Here is a 20,605-nt window from a genome sequence, read left to right on the forward strand (position 1 = left end):
CGGGCTTTCGTACCCGTCCCACGCGCGAGGCTTTGGTGACGCGTCCCGCGCGGAGGGCTTTCGTACGACACCGAGGGCGCCCCTGGTTTCAGGGGCGCCCTCGGCTGTGTGCGGCTCCCGGACGGGGCTGTACGACGACGCGGTGAGCGTCGGTCGATGACGGCGGTGAGCGTCAGTCGGGGGTGGTGTACATCTGCATGCCCGGGATGTGCAGATCACCGCCGAACTGGGCCGCCTGGACCACCGTGACCTCGGTGAAGTAGAGCAGCGGGATGTTCAGCGGCGGCGGGTTCTCGGGGCTGAACTCCACCGGGATCAGGCCCAGCAGATTGCCGGAGATCTTCTCGGTGTACATCACGGTGTCGCCGTCGCGGATGGTCGAGGTGGAGCCCTCGGCCGCCTGTACGTGATAGGTGGCGCCGACCTGCTCGTCCCGCACCGTCTGGTGCAGATCGCCGATGTCCGTGCCGCCGGAGACGACGTACTTGAGGACCTTCTTGCGGGTCCCGCTCGCCGTCTCCACCTCCACGACGCCCTGGTAGTCGGCGCCCTTGAGCAGCAGCGAACTGGCGTTCAGGTACCAGGGGTCGTCCGGGACCGGGATCGGGTTGTCGACACCGCCCTCGGCGTCGGTGGCGAGCGGGCAGTCGTCGAGGTCGACACCGGCTGAGGCGCTGGGGGTGGGGGTCGGGCTCGGGGAGGCGGTGGGCTCCTCGGGCGGTTCGTCCGCGGGCTCGGTGGAGTCTTCGGCCGGTTCCCCGGTCGGCTCGGTGGGGTCGCCGCCGGGGGTGGTGCGGGAGTCGTCGGTGCCGGAGTCGTTCTCCCCGGAGTCGTCGCCGGAGTCGTCGTCGGAGTCGTCGTCGGAGTCGTCGTCGCCGGGGCCGTCGTCCTGGGGGCCGGCCGGGTCGCCCGGCTGGTCGTCCTCGTCGGTGCCGCCGGAGGGCGGGGGCGTCGGGCCGGGGCTCGCGGGGTCGTCCTCGCCGCCCCCGGTGAGGCCGTCGGCGATCCCGTCGACCACTCCGTCGATGACGTCGCCGACGGTGTCCAGCAGACCGCCGCCCCGTCCGCCGCTCTGCGCGGGCGACGGCGAGGGCGAGGATCCGCCGGGGGGCGTCGGGGACGGGGTGGGCTCGGCCCTGTCGTCGGAACCTGAATCCGGCGAAGGGGCGTCGCCCGGCGGGTCCTCGCCACCGTCGGCGGACCGCGGGTCGCCGGAGCCGCCGTCGGGGGCCTCGGGGGGCGCCGGCGCGGGGGAGGTCTCCGAGGCGGAGGGCGAGGCGGACAGGCCGTCCCCGGCGGGCTCCTCGGTTGCCCCCTCCACGGGCTCGGTGGGCTCCTCAGCGGGCTCGGTGGGCCCCTCGGTGGCCTTCCCGGCGTTCTCCAGCGCGCTGAGGCAGGCCGCGTACTCGTCGGCCGTCAGCTCGTCGGCCGTCAGGCCGAGGGAGACCGGCTGGTCCTCGGCGAGGGCGAGCCTCGGGGTGAACCCCATCCCCATGAGGACCGCGGTCGGCATCGCCGCCAGGGCGATGGCCTTCCCGGCGGGCACCTGGAACCTGGTGAACAGCGGCTTCCTGGGCGCCGCGTGGCGCGGCCCGGTGCTGACCCGGGCCCCCTCCGCACCGGTCCCGGGGGCCACCTCGTCAGCCGGCACTGTGCCTCCCGTTCGCCTCATGGGCCGGGGCCGGTCCCGGCAGGCCGTCGCGCTCCCCCGCCTGGCGCGGCACGTCGGTGACCCCGGCGGACGCGGCCCCGGCGGTCTCGCTCCCGGGTGCGCCGCCCTTGCCGGTCACGTCCTGCCGTACGGGCTCGCGCGGCGCGTCCTGCCGTACGGGATCCCGCGCCGTGTCCTGCCGTACCGGCTCCTGGGGCGCGGCCGGCTCGCCCTCTACCCAGGCGACGGCCATCGCGCCGCCGACGAGGGCGAGCAGAAAGCCGATCAGAAAGCCGCCGAAGTTGGACACGGGGATGGACACCAGCGCCAGCAGGATCGCCGCGACCCCCGCGAAGGTGCGCACATGCCGCTGGAGCCAGAGGCTGAAGCCCAGGACGACGAGCAGCACGCCGATGATGAGCGACCCGGCCCCCGCGGTGGTCGCCATCGCCAGTGTCAGATGGCCGATCTGGAGATTCGCGTACGGGAAGTAGGCGATGGGGAGTCCGCCGAGCATGACGAACAGCCCGGCCCAGAACGGCCGGGAGCCCCGCCAGCCACGGAACTGGAGCCTGCGGCGGGTGAACCTGCCGACTGCGGCTGGAGTCTCGGCGCTCATCGAAACGTCTCCCTGGAACGGCGTTGCTGTGGTGGAGAGTTGTACCGCGCTGGTGTGCGCGATCGGTGAAGGGGTTCTTCGGCACCGGTGAACGCGCGTGAAGAACACGCGGAGCGGGCGCGAGGGCACGCCGGTGGGCGGGGTCACCGTCGGCGGCCCCGCCCGTCAGCCGGTGCCTAGAAGCACTCCTCGGCATCCGTCGACAGCGACATCCTCAGGTCGCTGAGCTTGAAGGTTCCGGCGGTGGTCGCCCATGCCGTCTGCTCCACGTCCGTCAGCACGACTTCCTCGGCCTGCTGGGCGAAGCCGTACCGGTTGGCCTGCTCCCCGCCCCCCTTCATGCCCGGACCCTGATCGGCGCTCCCGGCGGCCACACCGATGTCGATGTTCTTGAAATCGGCGTCGGCTTCGAGCTGGGCGATGTCGATGTACAGATTCGTCGCCTCGACCGGTTCGCCACTGCCACCCGCGCGCAGGATCAGGCTGACCTTCCCGAACACCGGGACGTTCGGGGTGACGACGGACTGGCACAGGTCCGTGATGGTGGCGGACCTGAAGGCCGAGACGGCGACCGGGTGTTGCACCTTCTGCCCGGTCAGCGTGTAGCCGTTGTCGAGGGCCCCGTACTGGGCGAAGCCCTTGCCGTCCAGTTCCTTGGTCGTCACCTTGAACGACTGCCCGGACACACTGAACGACGCGGCGAGAGCACCCTGAGCGAGGGCCATGCCTATCGCCGCCGTGGCGGCCAGGCTCGGCACCATGACCACGGCGAACCGCCTCCATCTGGTCCCACCACGCACCTGGGACTCCATATTTCCTCCTTCTCGGACGTACATCTCCTGACCCCGGCCCACCGGGGAAGCGGCTCGACCGCGGCAGGGATGGGAGAAGTGCTACGTCCCCGGGAAGGAGAGCGCCCGCGCCCCGCGGCGCGAACCGCGCCCCGGTCACCGGCGTTCACCCCCGAGCGACAACCACTGGTCGCGCCTGACACGCATCACGCACAACCCTGCCGGACAGGCTTCGCCGGCGGGCGAAGACCCCCCTGCCCGAGAGCCGGCGGCGGCGCCGCCCGCTCTGCCCGGTGGGGACCCCGAAGGTCCCGCGGCCCGGCCGGCTGCCGGGGAACGGGAAGGGACCGGGCGTCGCCGATCGTGGTGCATTCTCGTCGCCCGCACAAGGGGGTTCATTACCGGCCGGTAACGGGCGGATGACCACACAACGACACAGGGGTTCGGATCGACGACGCTGGGTGGTACCGATGGGCAGAACAATCCACGGATCGCCGGACAGATTCCGACACAACGACGGGCCCCACCCACATGCGGTGACAGCGGCCGTGATTACCAAGATTTGGTAAAGCACGGCCGCTTTGTGTCACCTCCGGCACCCACACCACAGGAACACCGGACAACTCACCCCGGACGAGCGGTAAATGGGCGATAGACGGACGACTGACGGACGGTGGACGGACAGCGGACGGAGGCTCAGAACAGGGCGCGCGCCAGCGCACGCCGGGCGGCGGCCACGCGCGGATCCTCGCCCCCGACCACCTCGAACAACTCAAGGAGCCGCAGCCGTACGGCGTCCCGGTCGTCGCCCGCCGTGCGCCGCACGGTGTCGATCAGCCGCCCGAAGGCGTCCTCGACATGTCCGCCGACCAGATCGAGGTCGGCGGCGGTGATCTGGGCCTGGACGTCGGCGGGCCGGTCGGCGGCGTCCTTGCGCACCTGCTGCGGGTCGAGGCCCTGCACCCGCTGGAGCAACTCGGCCTGGGAGAGGCCCAGGGTGGCCTCGGGGTGGCCGGGGTCGTCCGCGAGCACGTTCTTGTACGCCTGGACGGCACCGGCGAGGTCACCGTCGTCCAGCGCCTGGGCGGCGGCGTTGAGCAGGGCGTCGTACGGCCCTGCGGGTGTCTCGGCGACGGCTTCCGGGGCGGCGCCGGGCTCGGCGTCGGGGTCGATGGTCAGCCCGGTCAGGCCGAACCGCTCCTCGGCGACCTGCACCAGCTGATCGAGGGTCTGCCGGATCTGGGCCTCGGGGGCGGCCCCCTGGAAGAGCGGGAGCGCCTGCCCGGCCACGACGGCGAACACCGCGGGGATCCCCTGGATCCCGAACTGCTGCATCAGCAGCTGATTGGCGTCGACATCGATCTTGGCGAGGAGGAAGCGCCCGTCGTACTCGACGGCCAGGCGCTCCAGGACGGGGCTGAGCTGCTTGCAGGGCTGGCACCACTCCGCCCAGAAGTCGATGACGACCGGTACTTCGGCGGAGCGCTGGATGACATCGCGCTCGAAGCCGGCCTCATCGACGTCGATGACGAGATCGGCCGGGGAGACGGCACCGCCCCCACCCTGCCGGGCGGCTTCGGCGCGCGTCTGCTCCGCCTTGGCCTTGGCCTCCTGGGCCGCCTTCACCGCGGCGAGGTCGACGACCCCGCTCATGGACATGTTCCGTGGCTGCATGCGTCTATCCTCCCCCGTTCCCGCGCGTGTGTGAAAACACCGTGGAACACCGGCCGATCCGGCCGCGGAACACCGGCCGATCCGGGTGCCTCCCGACCCCCGCCGGGCAGGCCGTACGGCACCGGGTCCCCACCCGCGCCGCCCGGTCGCCGCCGCGTACGTCCGGCACGGGCGGCGGCACGAGCCGCGGCCGACGGCCTCCACCGAGCTTTCGCTACGAGCCGAAGCGAAAGGGGACCGACCGGCCCCGGGAAAGCACCCTCCGGTGATCTTCCGCACGGCACGTGCCCGCCTCTGCTCGTGGGCCTCCCGGGCGCGACGGGACCAGAGCCCGACCGGCAAACCGGCGCGGCGCCTCCCCCCTGAACCCCCGGTCAGAACCCGGCGGGCTCGGTGTACACCCCCCACTCCTCCCGCAGCACCCCGCAGATCTCCCCCAGGGTCGCCTCGGCGCGGACGGCGGTGAGCATCGGCTCGATCATGCGGGAGCCGTCGCGGGCGGCGATGAGCAGCGCGTCCAGCGCGGCCCGCACGGCGGCCTCGTCCCGCCGCTCCTTGCGGATGCCCAGCTCCCGTACCTGCTCGCGCTCCACCTCGTGGCCGACGCGGAGGATCTCCAGGTCCCCGGTGACGGACCCGGTGTGGACGTTGACGCCCACGACCCGTTTCTCGCCCTTCTCAAGGGCCCGCTGGTACTGGAAGGCGGCCTCGGCGATCTCGCCGGTGAACCAGCCGTCCTCGATGCCGCGCAGGATGCCCGAGGTGACGGGCCCGATCGGGTGACGTCCGTCGGGGTGGGCCCGTAGCCCCCGTTCCTTGATCTGCTCGAAGATCTTCTCGGCGTCGGCCTCGATGCGGTCGGTGAGCTGTTCGACGTACCAGGAGCCGCCCAGCGGGTCGGCGACATGGGCGACGCCGGTCTCCTCCATCAGGACCTGCTGGGTGCGCAGGGCGATCTCGGCGGCCTGTTCGGAGGGGAGGGCGAGGGTCTCGTCCAGGGCGTTGGTGTGCAGGGAGTTGGTGCCGCCGAGCACCGCCGCGAGCGCCTCCACCGCCGTCCGTACGACGTTGTTGTACGGCTGCTGCGCGGTCAGGGAGACGCCGGCGGTCTGGGTGTGGAAGCGCAGCCACTGCGCCTTGTCGGTCCTCGCCCCGTACACGTCCCGCATCCAGCGCGCCCAGATCCGGCGTGCGGCGCGGAACTTGGCGATCTCCTCGAAGAAATCGAGATGGGCGTCGAAGAAGAAGGAGAGGCCGGGGGCGAAGACATCCACGTCGAGGCCGCGGCTGAGGCCCAGCTCCACGTATCCGAAGCCGTCGGCCAGCGTGTACGCCAGCTCCTGCGCGGCCGTGGAACCGGCCTCGCGGATGTGGTAGCCCGAGACGGAGAGCGGCTTGTAGTCGGGGATGTGCTCGGCGCAGTACTCCATCAGGTCGCCGATCAGCCTCAGGTGCGGCTCGGGCTGGAAGAGCCACTCCTTCTGGGCGATGTACTCCTTGAAGATGTCGGTCTGGAGCGTGCCGTTGAGGACGGACGGGTCGAGGCCCTGCCGCTCCGCGGCGACCAGGTACATGCAGAACACCGGGACCGCCGGGCCGCTGATCGTCATGGACGTGGTGACGTCCCCGAGCGGGATGTCCCGGAACAGCGCCTCCATGTCGGCGGCGGAGTCGATCGCCACCCCGCAGTGCCCGACCTCGCCGAGCGAGCGCGGGTCGTCGGAGTCCCGCCCCATGAGCGTCGGCATGTCGAACGCGACGGACAGCCCGCCCCCGCCCGCCGCCAGGATCATCTTGTAGCGGTCGTTGGTCTGCCCGGCGTTCCCGAACCCGGCGAACTGCCGGATCGTCCAGGTCCGCCCCCGGTACCCGGTCGGATGCAGCCCGCGTGTGAAGGGGTACTCCCCGGGCCAGCCGATCCGCTCGAAACCCGTGTACGTGTCCCCGGGCCGGGGCCCGTACACCGGCTCCACGGCATCCCCGGAGAGCGTGGTGAAGTCGGCCTCCCGCTTCCGCGCGGAGTCGAACCGGGCCTGCCAGCGACGGCGGCCCTCCTCGATGGCGTCAGCATCCATGCCATCGAATTTACTGGGATGTCCAAATAAATGCCGACCGGCGGGCGGATCGGCGATACATCCCGATCACCGGTATGTCCCGATCACCGGTCTGTCCCGGCGATCCGCCGGGAGCCTGGACCAGCCCTAGACCTTCACGGCCGCCGGAGCACCCTGCTCGACCTTGCCGTCCAGTTCCCGCGAGATCTTGCGCTCGACGAAGAAGACGGCCGTCGGGACGGTGCCCGCGAGCAGCACCCACAGCTGCTTGCCGACCGGCCACTTCGCCTTGGAGCCCAGATCGAAGGCGAAGAGCAGGTAGACGACGTACAGCCACCCGTGTGCCATGGAGACGACGAAGGTCGCGTCGTCGGCGCCGTCGATCTCCAGCACGTACTTGCCGATCATGCACAGGCACAGCAGGACCAGGAGCACGCCGGTGACGTAGGCCATGACGCGGTAGCGGGTCAGCACGCTCTTTTTCATGCCGCCGAGCGTATCGGCATGTTCCGGGCGATCTTCCGGCGGGTCAGCGTGGTGGAAGCCCCCATTCCCCGCCGCCCGGACTCCCGGTTCACTCCTCGTCGAAGTCCTCCGCCGCCACCCGCAACGGCCGCAGCATCGCGAAGATCTCCGTGCACTCCTCGGCGTCGTACACACCCAGGCCGAAGTCCATCGCCATGAGGTCACGGGTGGCGGACTCGACGACCTCGCGGCCCTTGTCGGTGATGACGGCGAGGGTGCCGCGGCCGTCGTTGGGGTTGGGGCGCTTGGCGACCAGGCCGGATTTCACCAGGCGGTCGACGGTGTTGGTGACCGAGGTGGGGTGGACCATCAGCCGCTCGCCGATCTTGGACATCGGCAGTTCGCCCTCTTTGGAGAAGGTGAGCAGGACCAGGGCCTCGTACCGGGCGAAGGTCAGACCGTAGGGCTTGACCACCGCGTCGACCTCGGCGAGGAGGATCTGGTGCGCCCGCATGATCGAGGTGATCGCGGCCATGGACGGCACACTGCCCCAGCGCCGCTTCCAGAGTTCATCGGCGCGGGCGATGGGATCGAACGGGAGACTGAGCGGCTTCGACACGGCATCAGACCCTACCCGTCGGTCATATCGTGGTCAGCTCTGTCTCGTCCTTCGGTATCGCCCTCCGGCCCGCTCGCGGGCGGCGGCGCCCTGGGCCCGCCGGGCAGGTCGACCTCCAGGCGAGCCTGTGGACCGGCGCCCTGATCCTGGCCGCGCTGTGGGCGGCGCGGGCCGGCGGATCGGCCCGTTCGCCACGCTGGGCACCCCGTCGACCTGACAAGGAACGCGCACCACCCCCCACCCAGGGGCGCGGGGAACCGCGCGATCAGCCCACCACGACCCGCACACCGCCCCGCACCCACCACGCCCCGCCCCCGCCCCGCACCCCCACGGCGCAACCGCCCCCGCCCCGCGGCTCAGCGTCGGGCGGTCCGCCGCAACCGATGCCGCACAGCCCGCTGGGCCACCGGCCCGAGATCCTCCAACGCGGCGACGAGGAAGCCCAGTTGCTCAAGAGCCGCCAGCGCGGCCCCCGCCCCCAGCGCGTCCACCCCCTCGTACAGCTCGATCCCCACGAACGACGCCGCCACCGCCCGCGCCAGCCCCGCCGCGTCGGCGAACTCCCCGAACGGCGTGTCCACCAGGACCCGCCCCAGCACCGCCTCGATCTCCACGATCCACAGCTCAAGCCCCGCACTGGTGGCGGGCCCGAGGCTCGCGTGCGTCTGGGCCCCGGCGAGCAACTGGCCGAGCAGCGCCACATGCCCCCCGGTCCGCTCGCGCTCATGGATCTCCCGCCCGAGCGCGAGCAGCTCGCTCAGCGAGGTGACATCCGCGAACCGTTCGCGGTAGCGGGCGACCGAGCGCTCGGCACCGTACCGGCAGGCCGCCGCCAGCAGTTCGTCCACCGAGCCGAAGTGATAGAAGACCAGCGCCTGATTGACCCCGGCCGCCGCCCCGACCGTACGGGCCGAGATCTTGGCGATGCCCTGCTCGGTGAGGACCCGCAGGGCGCCGTCCAGCAGTTTGGTCTTGGTCTCCAGGGACTTCGCGGTCTCGGGGCTCACGCGCGGACCTCCTCGCGCACCGGCCGCAGCCCGGCCCGTACGCCGTCACGGCGGACGTCGGAGTAGGTCGCGGTGAAGCTGCCCTCGTACCCGAAGAGCGGCCCGAACCGCTCGTTGACCACCCGCACCCGGATCCGGAAGCGCCCCGAGGATTCGTCGTACGACTCCCTGACCTCCGCGCTCGCTCCGATCAGCGCGGGCACCCGGACGTCCACCGGCCCCTCCCGGAACCGGTGCTCGCCGGACCGGATCAGCAGCGAGCCATCGGGCTCGGCGTGAAAGCGCAGGTCGGTGGCGAGGTGCTGGTGGGTGCCGAGGTAGTCGAGGACGCGGTCGCCCTGGGGGCCGAGGACCATCTGGGCGTCGAAGCGGCGGGGGCGGCCGGGCAGAGCGAAGGTGCGCACGAAGGTCACGGTCTCACGGCCGAAGGTGTCGGCGTAGGGCACGTTCTCGATGGTGAAGGGGACCCGGCGGCCCTCGCGCGGGACCAGGATGTTGCGGGTGGCGCCGAGCGCCAGGAACGGCTTGACGAAGGCCCCGCCGTGCCAGATCCGGTCCATCACGCCCCGGCCGACACAGGCCTCCCCACTGTCCAGCCCGACGGAGAAACGTCGCCGCAGCTGCGGGTGGAGCCGGTCGAAGGCGGGGCCCATGGCGGTGCGGAAGATCGAGGCGGGGGTGGCCGGGGGCGGCGCGGTCTCCGTGCTCGTCGCGGTCGCCGTGCTCGTCGCGGTCACCGTGCTCATCGCGGTCACCGTGCTCGTCGCGGTCACCGTGCTCGTCGCGGTCATCGCGGGTTCTCCAGCGCGCACAGCAGCCGAGGGGCCCGCACCCGGGTGGCCGGGAGGCGCAGGCAGCGGCGGGCGGCGGGCGTACCGGCCCGGGGCGGCAGGAACAGCGCCAGGCAGACGCCCGTCAGGAACAGCACCGGCAGCGGATACGCCATCGGCGCGGCGAACGGACCGAAGGACCCCAGCAACGGCTCCAGGCCGAGCCCGGTCACGGCCACCATGATCACCAGCGCCCGCACGGTGATCTCCGCGAGCCAGTTGACCAGGGCGCGCTCGGGGGTGATCCCGCGCTCCAGCCAGAGCCGCAGCCGGTCGAAGGACCAGGCGGTGGCCCAGCCCATCAGCGGGCGGAACAGCAGGCGGTCGGCGAGGGCGCCGAAGCGGCCCCAGCGGGGGCGGTAGTCGTAGCCGGTGAGGAAGCGCACGCCGTCGCCGTCGGGGACGTACCGCCAGTAGCCGCTGCCCTCGGCGAGCGGGGAGAGCGGATGCGGGCAGGCGAAGCGCAGGGCGGAGGTGCGGGTGCCGTCGGGGCGCTCCTTCTCCCCGGCCGACACCCCGGTCCCGGCGATGGTGAGGAAGGGCGGCACGCGGGTGGCGTAGCGGAAGCGCTGCGGCTCGCCGTCGCCGCGCGGGAGGTGGTCGATCTCCGTGAAGCGCAGGTCCCAGCGCTGATGCCGGGACGGCTCCTGGGTCGCCGACCAGAGTGTGTCGAGGTCGGTGCGGATGCGGGTCTCTATGTAGAGCGCTGCGGCTCCGCCGGCTCCCATGACGCGTCCCCTCGTTCAGCTGCGGGTTTGAGCGAGTGCTCAAACTCTGTGGGGGTGAGGGTAGCTGTTTTTGAGCGAGTGCTCAATAACGAGGGCGGCGATGCTCGGTCATGGGGATCGCCAGACACGAGAAAACCCCGGCCCTTGAGGGGGCTGGGGTTTTCCGGATGTGAGGCGGGGCGCCTCGGATGCCGTCGGCGTCAGTCGCCCGTTTCGGCCGAGAGGTGCCGTTCCACGGTCTCCACCTTGGCGGTGAGGCCGTCGGTGACGCCGGGCCGGATGTCCGCCTTGAGGACCAGGGAGACGCGGGGCGCGCGCTCCTCCACGGCGGCCACGGCACGCTTGACGACGTCCATGACCTCGTCCCACTCGCCTTCGATGGACGTGAACATGGCGTCGGTGCGGTTCGGCAGCCCCGACGCGCGGACCACCCGCACGGCGTCGGCGACGTACTCCCCCACGTCCTCGCCGACACCCAGCGGTGTCACGGAGAAGGCGACGATCACGCGTTCACGACCCCTTCATTGCGGACGCGCGAGGCGATGACCGCGTCCTCGGCCTCCCGCTTCAGCATCCGCTCGGCGAAGAAACCGCCGGTGGGCAGGATCGACAGGACGAAGTAGAGGGCGGCCTTGCCGAGCGGCCACTTGGTCCGGTTCCAGGCGTCGGCCCAGAAGATCACGTACAGGACGAACAGCACGCCGTGGACCATGCCCATCACGGGCACCGCGTCGAAGTCGGTCGTCCGCTTCAGCACGGAGCACACGAGCAGCAAGAGGAACGAGATGGCCTCGGGGGCCGAGACCAGGCGGAGGCGGCGCAGCGCGCCGGCGGTCTTGATGTCCACGGGTCACCTTCGCTGTGTCGGGGGTATGTCGGGGTACGTCGGGGGTGTCTCGGTGCCTCCGGTGGCCGGCCCGGCACGGACCGGCGGCTTTGTGAACGGAAGCACAAACGATCCCCCATTGTGGCAGGCGGGTGCGGGCCGGTCGGACGGGGGTCGGGCGGGGAGCGGACGGGGGGCGGGCGGGTCGGCGGGCGGGGGGGCATCACCCGCGCGGTGGCGCGTACGGCGGCCCCGGCGGGTACCGGATCGCCGGTTCAGCGGATCAGCGGATCAGCGGGGGCGGCGTCAGCACGTTCGGCGTTCGTGGCCGGGGGTGCCGGGCGGGGTGACGTCCAGGTCCCGCAGAACCACCGAAAGACGGTCGCCCCAGGTGCCGCAGGCGGTGGTGAGTCCGGCCCGCTCGTACTCGATGACGAAGACCCGGTCGTCGTACGCGCGCGCGTAGGCGGCGCACTCGTCGTACTGGCCGCATTCCTCGGCGACCGCGAAATCGAAGCCCAGCGCGCGTCCCCGCGCGGCCAGTTCCGCCGCGTTCTTCTGGCCCATCGCGAGGCCGGCGGCGTGCGCGCGGGCGATCAGCAGTTCGGCGAAGGCGAAGTCGTCGGCGGCGGTGAGCAGCCCCTTGGAGCGTTCGTGGGAGTCGAGGTTGTCGGCCTCGATGGCCTGGTACCCGGAGTCGGCGCACCCGTCGAACCACTCCCCCACGATCCCGGCGAGCCGCTCGCGCTTGGCGGGGGTGGAGATGTCGAAGAGGACTTCGTCCCAGTTCTCGTCGATGACGAGGGCGCCGCCGGTGGTGCGCAGGAGCAGATCGGGGTGGTGCTCCTGCCACCAGCCGGTGGCGTCGGCCTGCGCCTGGAAGGCGTTGACGTAGCAGATGTTGTAGAGGCCGGGGGCGGGCTTGGCGCTGCGGTCCCGGGAGACCGCGCCGACGCCCTTGGGGGGCGGGTAGGCGCCGCCTATCTGGTAGTCGAAGCCGATGCCGGGGGTGGGGAGGGTGACGCCGCCGCCGGACGGGGTGGGGGCGGGGGGCGCGGTGGTGGCGTCGGGGGTGGCGGCCGGGGTGGTGGCGACCGGGGTGTCGGCGGTGGGGGCGGGGGTGGCGTCTTTCGTGGCGTCAGGGGTGGTACTGGCGGTATCGGCGGTGGCGTCAGGGGTGGTGTCGGCGGTGGCCTCGCGGGTGGAGCCGTCCGCCCGGTCCGGGGCGCCGGAGCCGGAGCCGGAGCCGGAACAGCCGCTCAGGGCGAGGACGCCGCACAGGGTGAGCGCCGTCAGCACGCGCGGGAGGGCGGGACGGAGACGGTGGGGCATCGGGCGGGGCTCCTCGGTCGGGGGGACGGGCGGGGCACTGCTGCCGTACACGCGCACGCCCATGATGCTGCCCCAACGCCCCGACGCACCGCGCCCTGGGCCTCCTTCGTCCCGTGCATGGCCGTGCGCGGCCATGCACGGCCATGCGGCGGGACGGGGACGGCCGTGCGGCGGGACGGGGATGGCCGTGCGGCGGGACGGAGATGGCCGTGCGGCGGGACGGAGATGCCCCAGGGCGGCTGCGGAGCCGGACAGGGACGCGGACGGGGACTGCGCCGGGGGCTGGGACCGTTCAGTCCGTGCCGAGCGCCGTGCGCAGGGCGGCGACGGCCTGCTGGATGGCGGCCTCGGCGGCACGGGTCTCGCGCAGGGCGTCCACCATCACGAAGTCGTGGATGATGCCCTGGTAGCGCACGGCCGTCACCGCCACCCCGGCCTCGCGGAGCTTGGCGGCGTACGCCTCGCCCTCGTCGCGCAGGACGTCCGCCTCGCCGGTGATGACCAGTGCCGGAGGCAGCCCGGTGAGCTGCTCGACGGTGGCGCGCAGCGGGGAGGCGGTGATCTCGGCGCGCTGCTTCTCGTCGGTCGTGTACTGGTCCCAGAACCACCGCATGCCGTCGCGGCGCAGGAAGTAGCCCTCGGCGAACCGGTGGTAGGACGGCGTGTCGAAGTTCGCGTCGGTCACCGGGTAGAACAGCACCTGCTGGACCAGGTCGAGCCCGCCGCGCTCCTTGGCCATCAGGGTCAGGGCCGCGCTCATGTTGCCGCCGACCGAGTCCCCGGCGACGGCGATCCGTCCGGCGTCCAGGCCCTTGCTCGCGCCGTCGGTGACGACCCAGCGGGCGACCGTCCAGTTCTGCTCGATGGCGACGGGGTAGCGGACCTCCGGGGAGCGGTCGTACTCGGGGAAGACCACCGCCGCGCGGGCGCCGACGGCGAGTTCGCGGACCAGCCGGTCGTGGGTGTGGGCGTTGCCGAAGACCCACCCGGCGCCGTGGATGTAGACGATGACGGGCAGCGGGCCCCGCGCGCCCTTCGGCTTGACGATCCGGGCCCGGACGCTGCCGGTGGGGCCGCCCTCGACCGTGACCCACTCCTCGTCGACCTCGGGCTTGGCGATGTCACCCGACTGCACCTCGTCGACGGTCTTGCGGCCCTCGGCGGGCGGAACCTGGAAGAGGAACGGCGGATTGGCGGTGGCCTCGGCGAACGCCTTCGCGGCGGGTTCCAGAACGACCGGGCGGGGCGCGGTGGTGTCGGACATGACGACCTCCTCGGATCGGTGCCGTGGGCCGGACCGGCTGTCCGTCGCCCTGGGACGCGGCACCCTACGAAAGTAGCGTGCGACTAGATCGTGCGCAACTTATTAGGGCACGATAAAATTGAGAGAAACCCGAACGGTAGGGTGGACGGACACGGGACCGACACCCGCCGGAGCACACCGAGTCGCCCGAGCCACCCGAGCCACCCGAGCCACCCAAGGAGGCAGCCGTGACCAGCGAGAAGTGCGAGACCGGGGCGCGGACCGACGCCGGGTCGGGAAGCGACGCCAGGTCCGGAAGCGACGCCGGGACCGGAAGCGACGCCGGTATCGCGACCGGCGTGGAGCGCGAGGGCTCGACCGGCGTGCGGCCCGAGGGCGACGGCCCGGGCGATGGCTCCCTGCTCCTGGACGACCAGCTCTGCTTCGCCCTGTACGCCGCCTCCCGCGCGGTGACCGCCCGGTACCGCCCGCTGCTGGACGCGCTCGGGCTGACGTACCCCCAGTACCTGACGATGCTGGCGCTCTGGGAGCGCGACGCGGTCTCCGTGGGCGCTCTCGGTACCGCGCTCCAGCTGGAGTCGAGCACGCTGTCGCCGCTGCTGAAGCGGCTGGAGGCGAACGGGCTGGTCCGGCGGGAGCGCCGGGCGCAGGACGAGCGGTCCGTTGTGATCCGACTCACGGACGCGGGCGCGCGCCTGCGGGAGAGGGCGCGCGGCGTGCCCGTGGGCATCGGCGACGCGATGGCGCTGACGCCGGAACAGGATGCGACGGCCAAACAGTTGCTGCGGCTGCTGACGGCGAACGTGAGCCGGGGCTAGGAACCCCGGGGTCGGTCGATCGGATTCCCTAGGGGGCGGTTCAGGGTGGGTCTCCACCCCTGGGCCCTGTTCGCCGGACCGTCGCTGGGTCTACCTTCCCTTTCGTGGCGATGTTTCGACTTCAAGGCAGCAAGGTGCTGGCCGTCGAGATGACCGGGGACGCCGTGAAGGCGAAGAACGGCTCGATGGTGGCCTACGACGGCCAGATGGCCTTCAAGAAGCTCAGCGGCGGCGGTGAGGGCATACGCGGGATGGTCACCCGGCGGCTCACCGGCGAGCAGATGACCGTGATGGAGGTGCGCGGCCAGGGCATGTGCTGGTTCGCGGACCGGGCCTCCGAGATCAATCTCGTCAGCCTCCAGGGCGACACGCTGTACGTGGAGTCGAGCAACCTGCTCGCGACCGACGCCGGTCTGCGCACGGGCACCTCGTTCACGGGCCTGCGCGGCGCGACCCAGGGCAACGGCCTGTTCACGACGACCGTCGAGGGACACGGCCAGGCGGCGATCACCTCGGACGGCCCGGCCGTGCTGCTGCGGGTGAGCCCGCAGTACCCGCTGACCGTCGACCCGGGCGCGTATGTGGCGCACCAGGGGAATCTCCGGCAGTCCTTCCAGTCCGGGGTGACCTTCCGCACCCTGCTCGGCGAGGGCGGCGGGGAGGCCTTCCAGATCCGCTTCGAGGGCGACGGCCTGGTCTACGTCCAGCCCAGCGAGCGGAACACGATCGCGGGGGATGTGTGAGATGACCTTCCGTGAGATCAACTCCAAGATGATCGAGGCGACCGTGACGCCGGGCGGGCGGCTGTTCAGCCAGCGCGGCGCGATGCTCGCCTACCGGGGCGAGGTGAGCTTCACGCCCAGCATCGCGGGCGGCCAGGGCGGCGTCAGGTCGATGATCGGGCGCCGGGTGGCCGGCGAGGACACCCCGCTGATGACCGTCGAGGGCAACGGCACGGTGCTGTTCGGGCACGGCGGGCACCACATCCAGGTGATCGGCCTCGCGGGCGACACCCTGTACGTGGAGGCGGACCGGCTGCTCGCCTTCGAGGGCACCCTCCAGCAGGGCACGATGTTTCTCGGCGCGCAGGGCGGCGTCATGGGCATGGTCCGTGGCCAGGTCTCCGGCCAGGGCCTGTTCACCACCACCCTGAAGGGCCACGGCGCGGTCGCCGTGATGGCGCACGGCGGGGTCTTCGAGATCCCCATCACCCCCCAGCGCCCGGTCCATGTCGACCCGCAGGCGTACGTCGCCCACCACGGCGACGTGCGCAACAAGCTCTCGACCGCCCTCGGCTGGCGGGACATGGTGGGCCGTGGCTCCGGCGAGGCGTTCCAACTGGAGCTGAGCGGCAACGGCGCGGTGTATGTGCAGGCATCGGAGGACAAGCTGTGACCGCCTATCCGGGTGCGGGTCCCGTCGTGCACGACCCCATGACCCTGCCGGTCGACGACAACGTCAACGCGTACACCTTCTGCGTGGAGCTGAAGGGCTCCCAGTGGTTTCTCCAGAAGGGGAAGATGATCGCGTACTACGGCGCGATCGAGTTCAACGGGATCGGGCACGGCCGGCTGGACCGGCTGGTCCGGACCTCGTTCCATTCGCCTCTGCACGCGTCGGACTGGGTGGTGGCGGAGGGCAGCGGCAAGATGCTCCTCGCCGACCGGGCCTTCGATGTGAATTCGTTCGACCTCGAAGACGGCAATCTGACCATTCGCTCCGGCAATCTGCTCGCTTTTCAGCCAACTCTCGCTCTGAAGCAGTCGATCGTGCCGGGCTTTCTGACCCTGATCGGAACCGGAAAGTTCGTGGCCGCTTCGAACGGTCCGGTGGTGTTCATGGAACCCCCGATCCGGGTGGACCCACAGGCCCTCGTCGGCTGGGCCGACTGCCCCTCGCCGTGCCATCACTACGACCACGGCTATATGACAGGTCTGATGGGCGGTCTACGTGCGATGACGGGCCTGGGCGGGGCCTCCGGGGAGGAGCACCAGTTCGAGTTCGTCGGGGCCGGCACGGTCCTGCTCCAGTCGTCCGAGGCGCTGCTGGCCGAGCAGAGCACGGGGGCGGTCCCGCATCAGGCGGGGGTGCCCGGCGGCGGGGCGCCCGGCGGGCACGGAGCGCAAGGCGGCGCACCGCGCCTTCCCGGACAGCTCGGAGACCTCCAGCGTCGCTTCGGGCTGTGAGCGGTAGTCTGCGGAGTGTGACATCGAACGCGTGCGCACCGTCACACCACCCTTACTAGTTCGCCTTTCAACTTTTTAGGTAGACTTCATTCATGGAGACCGAGACGGCCACGCGCTGGCTGACCGATGCGGAGCAGTGTGCCTGGCGCACCCATCTGGAGGTCAACAAGCTGTTGACGTACCAGCTGGAAAGGGACCTGCACCCGTTCGGCCTGACGATGAACGACTACGAGATCCTGGTGAATCTCTCCGAGTCCGAGGATCTGCGGATGCGGATGAGCGATCTCGCCTCCGCCACCCTCCAGTCCAAGAGCCGCCTCTCGCACCAGATCACCCGCATGGAGAACCAGCAGTTGGTGCGCCGGGAGAACTGCGAGTCCGACCGCCGGGGGCTGTACGCGGTCCTCACCGACCACGGCATGGAGATCATGCGCAAGGTCTCCCCGCATCATGTGGCATCCGTCCGCAGACACTTCATCGACCTGCTGCCCCCCGAGTCCCTGACCGAACTGGAGAAGTCCCTCAAGCCGATCGCGGACCATCTACGGGGACAGCGCGGACGCCCCTGACCACCACCCCACCCGGGCGTGGCAGCCCACCGGGCCTGTCCGGTGGCCGCCCACCGGGCGTCCCTAGGCGAGCGGCAGCCGGAGGGTGAAGAGGGCTCCGCCCGCCGGGGCCGTTGCCACGGTGAGCGTGCCGCCGTGCCGTACGGCGACATCGCGGGCGATGGCCAGACCCAGCCCGGCGCCGCCGTCGTCGCGGCTGCGGGCGTCGTCGAGCCGGACGAACCGCTCGAAGATCCGCTCCCGGTCCGCCTCCGGCACCCCGTCCCCGTCATCGGCGACCTCCACCACAGCCTTGCCGCCCGCCGTGCGGACGCTGACCGTGACCTCGCTGCGGGCGTGCCGCCGCCCGTTGTCCAGCAGATTGCCGAGCACCCGCTCCAGCTGGCTCCGCGACCCGGCGACCTCGACCGGCTCGACCGGCTCCTCCGCCATGACCCGCACCCCGGGGCGATCCGCCCCGGCCTCCCGGGCCAGCGCCGCCAGATCCACCCGCGCGTCCAGCGGACGCTCCCCCGCGTCGAGCCGGGCGAGCAGCAGCAGATCGGCGGCCAGATGCTGAAGCCGTACGGTGTCCGCGACCGCGCCCGGCACGTCCAGCAGCTCGGGATGGGCGGCGCCCACCTCCAGCTGGGTGCGCAGGGAGGCGATGGGGCTGCGCAGTTCGTGCGAGGCGTCGGCGACGAAGCGGCGCTGCCGGTCCACGGAGGTCTCCAGCGCGGCCAGCGTCTCGTTGGTGGTGCGGGCGAGGCGGGCGATCTCGTCATGGGTGTCGGGTTCCGGCACCCGCCGGGTCAGATCCTCCGAGGCGGTGATCTCGGCCATCTCCTGCCGAATGTCCTCGACGGGCCGAAGGGCCCGCCGGGTCACCAGCCATGTCACCCCACCGACGATCCCCAGCAACAGCGGGAACCCGACCAGCATGACCTTGAGCGCGGTGTCGACGGCGCTCTGCTCGGTGGCCAGCGGGGCTCCGGCGAACACGGTGAAGGTGCCCTGGCCGGGCACGTCGACCTCGACACGCGCGAAGCGGTAGTCCCCGGACCGGCCGTCGATGGTCGCGGAGCCGTTGGACAACGGCGCCGCGTCCCCGATCTCACCGGGCCCGAGGCTGCTCCCACTCCCACCGTCGTCATCACCGACATCGTCGGCCTCGGTGTCGGCCTCGGTGTCGTCATCGTCGTCCTCACCCCCGGCCGTGGGCGTGGGCGTCGGGGACGGTTGGGGGCTGGGCCGCACCTGGCCGGTGGCCGTGCCGCTGATCCGCTCCAGGCCGTCGGTCGCCGCGACCAGCGTGCCGTCGGCCGAGAGCACCTGCACCGGCTCGTCCTGGTCGTCCAGTTGCAGATCGCGGTACGGCACTCCGCCGGCGAGGTCGGCGGCGACCGTACGGGCGTTGCGCTCGGCGTCCGCACCGGCCTGGCCGGTCAGATTCGCGTACAGCGAGAACAGCACGGCGGCCCCGGCGGCGACCAGCGCGACCGCGACGACCAGGGTGGCGCCGAGCGTCGCCCGCGCCCGTACGGAGGCGAACGGACGGCTCACCTCGGCGCCTCCAGCCGGTATCCGGCGCCCCGCACGGTCCGGATCAGCCCGGCGCCGAGCTTGCGGCGCAGGGCGCTGACGTACACCTCGACGATGTTCGGATCACCGTCGTAGGCGAAGTCCCACACGTGTTCGAGGATCTCGGCCTTGGAGACGACCTCCCCCCGGCGCAGCACCAGCTGCTCCAGCACGGCGAACTCCTTCGCGGTCAGCGCGATCTCGTCCTGGTCGCCCGGGTCCGCGCCGCGCAGCACCCGCCGGGCGCCGGTGTCGATCCTCAGGTCCCCGATCGTGTGCACCGGGGAGGAGCCCTTGGCCTGCGCCCGGCGGCGCAGCAGCGCGCGGACCCGGGCGACCAGGACGACGTAGGAGAACGGTTTGGTGAGGTAGTCGTCGGCGCCGGTGTCCAGTCCCTCGGCCTCGTCGTACTCGCCGTCCTTGGCGGTCAGCATCAGGATCGGCACGTCGTGGCCGGCGGCCCGCAGGGTGGCGCAGACCCGGTAGCCGTTCATGCCGGGCAGCATGATGTCCAGCACGATCAGGTCGTACGGGGTCTGGGTCGCCCGGTGCAGACCCTCCAGGCCGTCGTGGACGACGTCCACGGCGTAGCCCTCCGCCGTCAGGCCCTTGGCCAGGGACAGCGCGAGTCGTTTCTCGTCCTCGACGATCAGCAGCCGCATGCGCACCAGGTTCCCAGACCGAAGCTGAAGTGATCTTCAGGTGCCTTCAGCGTGGCTTCAGGTGGCTCCAGGCAGCTTGGTGGACGTCGGAACGAACCGACGCCCAGCTACGGGGAGGAACTCCATGAAGCGCAACATCGTCATCGCCGCGCTGACCGCGACGGCCGTGATCGGCGGCGGGGCCACGCTGGCCTTCGCGGGAAGCGGCGACGGCGGCTCGGCGGCACCGTCCACGACGACCTCGCCCGCGTCGTCGGTCACGCTGCCGGCGGAGGACGACGACGACCGCGACGACGACGGTACGGAGGCGAAGAACACGGCCAGCGCCAAGGTCACGGCGGCGCAGGCGATCGAGGCGGCGCTGAAGGAGCGGCCGGGCACGGCGGTGTCGGCCGACCTCGACCACGAGGACGACGGCGACGACGGCCCCGCCGGCCTGCACTGGGAGGTGGACGTCCTGGGCAAGGGCGACACCTCGTACACGGTGTACGTCGACCCCGCCTCGGGGCAGATCCTGGACAGCCGGAGCGGCCAGGACGACGACGATGACGCCGAGGAGCGGAAGGCCGCGCAGGGCGCCGGTGTGAGCGCCGCCGAGGCCGCGACCGCCGCCGCCGCGAAGGGCTTCGTGACGTCCATCGACCTCGACGACGATGACCGCGCGGTCGCATGGGAGGTAGAGGTCTCGGACCCCAAGGGCACGGAGTCCGACTGGACCGTGAACACGAAGTCGGGCACGGTGACGGCGGACCGGAGCGACGACGACGGGTCGGACCGGGCGGACGACGACGGGTCGGACGACGGCACGAACCGGGCGGACGGCGACTCGGCGGACGACGGCACGAACGACGACGGGGCGAACGATTCCTCCGACGACGCCTCGGACAACCGTGGGGACGACGACTGACGGACCGGAACAGCGCGGCTGGGCGGCGGGGGCGATCCAAGAG

General features: G+C 71.7%; 22 protein-coding genes. 6 read left to right on the forward strand and 16 right to left on the reverse strand.

Features of this window, described 5'->3' with window-relative positions:
* Window positions 1-172: 172 nt before the first annotated feature.
* The 14 genes from ACFXAZ_RS14730 to ACFXAZ_RS14795 all read right to left on the reverse strand — a co-directional run bounded on the left by ACFXAZ_RS14730 (window position 173) and on the right by ACFXAZ_RS14795 (window position 13,860).
* On the reverse strand, window positions 173-1,651 hold the full coding sequence (locus ACFXAZ_RS14730) for a hypothetical protein (protein ID WP_384589741.1): 1,479 nt from the start codon (window positions 1,649-1,651) through the stop codon (window positions 173-175).
* On the reverse strand, window positions 1,641-2,270 hold the full coding sequence (locus ACFXAZ_RS14735; RefSeq protein ID WP_384589743.1) for a DUF6114 domain-containing protein: 630 nt from the start codon (window positions 2,268-2,270) through the stop codon (window positions 1,641-1,643). Before ACFXAZ_RS14735 ends, ACFXAZ_RS14730 begins: the two co-directional genes overlap by 11 nt.
* A 176-nt stretch (window positions 2,271-2,446) precedes the next feature.
* Window positions 2,447-3,082: a DUF6230 family protein gene (locus ACFXAZ_RS14740; RefSeq protein ID WP_384589746.1), complete on the reverse strand. Its 636-nt coding sequence runs from the start codon at window positions 3,080-3,082 to the stop codon at window positions 2,447-2,449.
* A gap of 675 nt (window positions 3,083-3,757) precedes the next feature.
* On the reverse strand, window positions 3,758-4,735 hold the full coding sequence (locus tag ACFXAZ_RS14745; RefSeq protein WP_384589749.1) for a tetratricopeptide repeat protein: 978 nt from the start codon (window positions 4,733-4,735) through the stop codon (window positions 3,758-3,760).
* Window positions 4,736-5,109: 374 nt separating this feature from the next.
* The gene (locus ACFXAZ_RS14750; RefSeq protein ID WP_384589752.1) at window positions 5,110-6,810 is read right to left on the reverse strand and encodes a methylmalonyl-CoA mutase; all 1,701 of its coding nucleotides are present in this window, start codon (window positions 6,808-6,810) and stop codon (window positions 5,110-5,112) included.
* 126 nt (window positions 6,811-6,936) lie between these two features.
* Window positions 6,937-7,275 (reverse strand): DUF3817 domain-containing protein, encoded by a 339-nt coding sequence (locus ACFXAZ_RS14755; RefSeq protein ID WP_384589755.1) that lies wholly within the window; start codon window positions 7,273-7,275, stop codon window positions 6,937-6,939.
* A gap of 88 nt (window positions 7,276-7,363) precedes the next feature.
* Window positions 7,364-7,873 (reverse strand): MarR family winged helix-turn-helix transcriptional regulator, encoded by a 510-nt coding sequence (locus ACFXAZ_RS14760; protein ID WP_384589758.1) that lies wholly within the window; start codon window positions 7,871-7,873, stop codon window positions 7,364-7,366.
* Between the two features lie 356 nt (window positions 7,874-8,229).
* Entirely contained in the window at window positions 8,230-8,880 is a 651-nt protein-coding gene (locus ACFXAZ_RS14765) for a TetR/AcrR family transcriptional regulator (protein ID WP_384589761.1), read from the reverse strand.
* On the reverse strand, window positions 8,877-9,533 hold the full coding sequence (locus ACFXAZ_RS14770) for a DUF4166 domain-containing protein (RefSeq protein WP_384589902.1): 657 nt from the start codon (window positions 9,531-9,533) through the stop codon (window positions 8,877-8,879). The genes ACFXAZ_RS14765 and ACFXAZ_RS14770 overlap by 4 nt, the downstream gene beginning before the upstream one ends.
* A 134-nt stretch (window positions 9,534-9,667) precedes the next feature.
* Window positions 9,668-10,438, reverse strand: coding sequence for a hypothetical protein (locus tag ACFXAZ_RS14775; RefSeq protein WP_384589764.1), 771 nt, complete (start codon window positions 10,436-10,438; stop codon window positions 9,668-9,670).
* Window positions 10,439-10,638: 200 nt separating this feature from the next.
* Complete coding sequence (locus tag ACFXAZ_RS14780) at window positions 10,639-10,944, reverse strand: MTH1187 family thiamine-binding protein (RefSeq protein ID WP_384589767.1); 306 nt, start codon at window positions 10,942-10,944, stop codon at window positions 10,639-10,641.
* Entirely contained in the window at window positions 10,941-11,285 is a 345-nt protein-coding gene (locus ACFXAZ_RS14785; RefSeq protein ID WP_384589770.1) for a DUF3817 domain-containing protein, read from the reverse strand. The genes ACFXAZ_RS14780 and ACFXAZ_RS14785 overlap by 4 nt, the downstream gene beginning before the upstream one ends.
* A 285-nt stretch (window positions 11,286-11,570) precedes the next feature.
* On the reverse strand, window positions 11,571-12,596 hold the full coding sequence (locus ACFXAZ_RS14790; protein WP_384589773.1) for an endo alpha-1,4 polygalactosaminidase: 1,026 nt from the start codon (window positions 12,594-12,596) through the stop codon (window positions 11,571-11,573).
* A gap of 292 nt (window positions 12,597-12,888) precedes the next feature.
* Window positions 12,889-13,860 carry an alpha/beta hydrolase gene (locus tag ACFXAZ_RS14795; protein WP_384589776.1) on the reverse strand — a complete coding sequence of 324 codons (972 nt, stop codon included), beginning with the start codon at window positions 13,858-13,860 and terminating at the stop codon, window positions 12,889-12,891.
* A 398-nt stretch (window positions 13,861-14,258) separates the two neighbouring features.
* On the opposite strand from ACFXAZ_RS14795, the gene ACFXAZ_RS14800 reads away from it, so the two are divergent.
* The 5 genes from ACFXAZ_RS14800 (at window position 14,259) to ACFXAZ_RS14820 (ending at window position 17,433) form a co-directional block, all read left to right on the forward strand.
* Window positions 14,259-14,678, forward strand: a complete 420-nt coding sequence (locus tag ACFXAZ_RS14800) for a MarR family winged helix-turn-helix transcriptional regulator (protein WP_384589905.1) — start codon at window positions 14,259-14,261, stop codon at window positions 14,676-14,678.
* A gap of 110 nt (window positions 14,679-14,788) precedes the next feature.
* Window positions 14,789-15,421 (forward strand): AIM24 family protein, encoded by a 633-nt coding sequence (locus tag ACFXAZ_RS14805; protein WP_384589908.1) that lies wholly within the window; start codon window positions 14,789-14,791, stop codon window positions 15,419-15,421.
* A 1-nt stretch (window position 15,422) separates the two neighbouring features.
* Window positions 15,423-16,073 (forward strand): AIM24 family protein, encoded by a 651-nt coding sequence (locus ACFXAZ_RS14810; RefSeq protein ID WP_384589779.1) that lies wholly within the window; start codon window positions 15,423-15,425, stop codon window positions 16,071-16,073.
* Complete coding sequence (locus tag ACFXAZ_RS14815; RefSeq protein ID WP_384589782.1) at window positions 16,070-16,864, forward strand: AIM24 family protein; 795 nt, start codon at window positions 16,070-16,072, stop codon at window positions 16,862-16,864. Before ACFXAZ_RS14810 ends, ACFXAZ_RS14815 begins: the two co-directional genes overlap by 4 nt.
* A 92-nt stretch (window positions 16,865-16,956) precedes the next feature.
* Complete coding sequence (locus tag ACFXAZ_RS14820) at window positions 16,957-17,433, forward strand: MarR family winged helix-turn-helix transcriptional regulator (RefSeq protein WP_384589785.1); 477 nt, start codon at window positions 16,957-16,959, stop codon at window positions 17,431-17,433.
* 63 nt (window positions 17,434-17,496) lie between these two features.
* Here ACFXAZ_RS14820 and ACFXAZ_RS14825 read toward each other — a convergent pair whose 3' ends face one another.
* Complete coding sequence (locus ACFXAZ_RS14825) at window positions 17,497-18,975, reverse strand: ATP-binding protein (RefSeq protein ID WP_384589788.1); 1,479 nt, start codon at window positions 18,973-18,975, stop codon at window positions 17,497-17,499.
* Window positions 18,972-19,655 carry a response regulator transcription factor gene (locus ACFXAZ_RS14830; RefSeq protein ID WP_384589791.1) on the reverse strand — a complete coding sequence of 228 codons (684 nt, stop codon included), beginning with the start codon at window positions 19,653-19,655 and terminating at the stop codon, window positions 18,972-18,974. Before ACFXAZ_RS14830 ends, ACFXAZ_RS14825 begins: the two co-directional genes overlap by 4 nt.
* A gap of 124 nt (window positions 19,656-19,779) precedes the next feature.
* Here ACFXAZ_RS14830 and ACFXAZ_RS14835 point away from each other — a divergent pair, with 124 nt between their 5' ends.
* Entirely contained in the window at window positions 19,780-20,562 is a 783-nt protein-coding gene (locus tag ACFXAZ_RS14835; RefSeq protein ID WP_384589794.1) for a PepSY domain-containing protein, read from the forward strand.
* The last annotated feature ends 43 nt before the right edge of the window (window positions 20,563-20,605 follow it).

The sequence above is a fragment of the Streptomyces sp. NPDC059477 genome (assembly GCF_042749375.1).
Classification (GTDB): domain Bacteria; phylum Actinomycetota; class Actinomycetes; order Streptomycetales; family Streptomycetaceae; genus Streptomyces.

What these genes read in the sequence shown, in the direction of transcription:
- ACFXAZ_RS14735 (WP_384589743.1), bottom strand. Translation starts at nt 2,270, where the DNA reads ATGAGCGCCGAGACTCCAGCCGCAGTCGGCAGGTTCACCCGCCGCAGG.
- ACFXAZ_RS14740 (WP_384589746.1), bottom strand. Translation starts at nt 3,082, where the DNA reads ATGGAGTCCCAGGTGCGTGGTGGGACCAGATGGAGGCGGTTCGCCGTG.
- ACFXAZ_RS14745 (WP_384589749.1), bottom strand. Translation starts at nt 4,735, where the DNA reads ATGCAGCCACGGAACATGTCCATGAGCGGGGTCGTCGACCTCGCCGCG.
- ACFXAZ_RS14750 (WP_384589752.1), bottom strand. Translation starts at nt 6,810, where the DNA reads ATGGATGCTGACGCCATCGAGGAGGGCCGCCGTCGCTGGCAGGCCCGG.
- ACFXAZ_RS14755 (WP_384589755.1), bottom strand. Translation starts at nt 7,275, where the DNA reads ATGAAAAAGAGCGTGCTGACCCGCTACCGCGTCATGGCCTACGTCACC.
- ACFXAZ_RS14770 (WP_384589902.1), bottom strand. Translation starts at nt 9,533, where the DNA reads ATGGGCCCCGCCTTCGACCGGCTCCACCCGCAGCTGCGGCGACGTTTC.
- ACFXAZ_RS14775 (WP_384589764.1), bottom strand. Translation starts at nt 10,438, where the DNA reads ATGGGAGCCGGCGGAGCCGCAGCGCTCTACATAGAGACCCGCATCCGC.
- ACFXAZ_RS14790 (WP_384589773.1), bottom strand. Translation starts at nt 12,596, where the DNA reads ATGCCCCACCGTCTCCGTCCCGCCCTCCCGCGCGTGCTGACGGCGCTC.
- ACFXAZ_RS14795 (WP_384589776.1), bottom strand. Translation starts at nt 13,860, where the DNA reads ATGTCCGACACCACCGCGCCCCGCCCGGTCGTTCTGGAACCCGCCGCG.
- ACFXAZ_RS14805 (WP_384589908.1), top strand. Translation starts at nt 14,789, where the DNA reads ATGTTTCGACTTCAAGGCAGCAAGGTGCTGGCCGTCGAGATGACCGGG.
- ACFXAZ_RS14810 (WP_384589779.1), top strand. Translation starts at nt 15,423, where the DNA reads ATGACCTTCCGTGAGATCAACTCCAAGATGATCGAGGCGACCGTGACG.
- ACFXAZ_RS14820 (WP_384589785.1), top strand. Translation starts at nt 16,957, where the DNA reads ATGGAGACCGAGACGGCCACGCGCTGGCTGACCGATGCGGAGCAGTGT.
- ACFXAZ_RS14830 (WP_384589791.1), bottom strand. Translation starts at nt 19,655, where the DNA reads ATGCGGCTGCTGATCGTCGAGGACGAGAAACGACTCGCGCTGTCCCTG.
- ACFXAZ_RS14835 (WP_384589794.1), top strand. Translation starts at nt 19,780, where the DNA reads ATGAAGCGCAACATCGTCATCGCCGCGCTGACCGCGACGGCCGTGATC.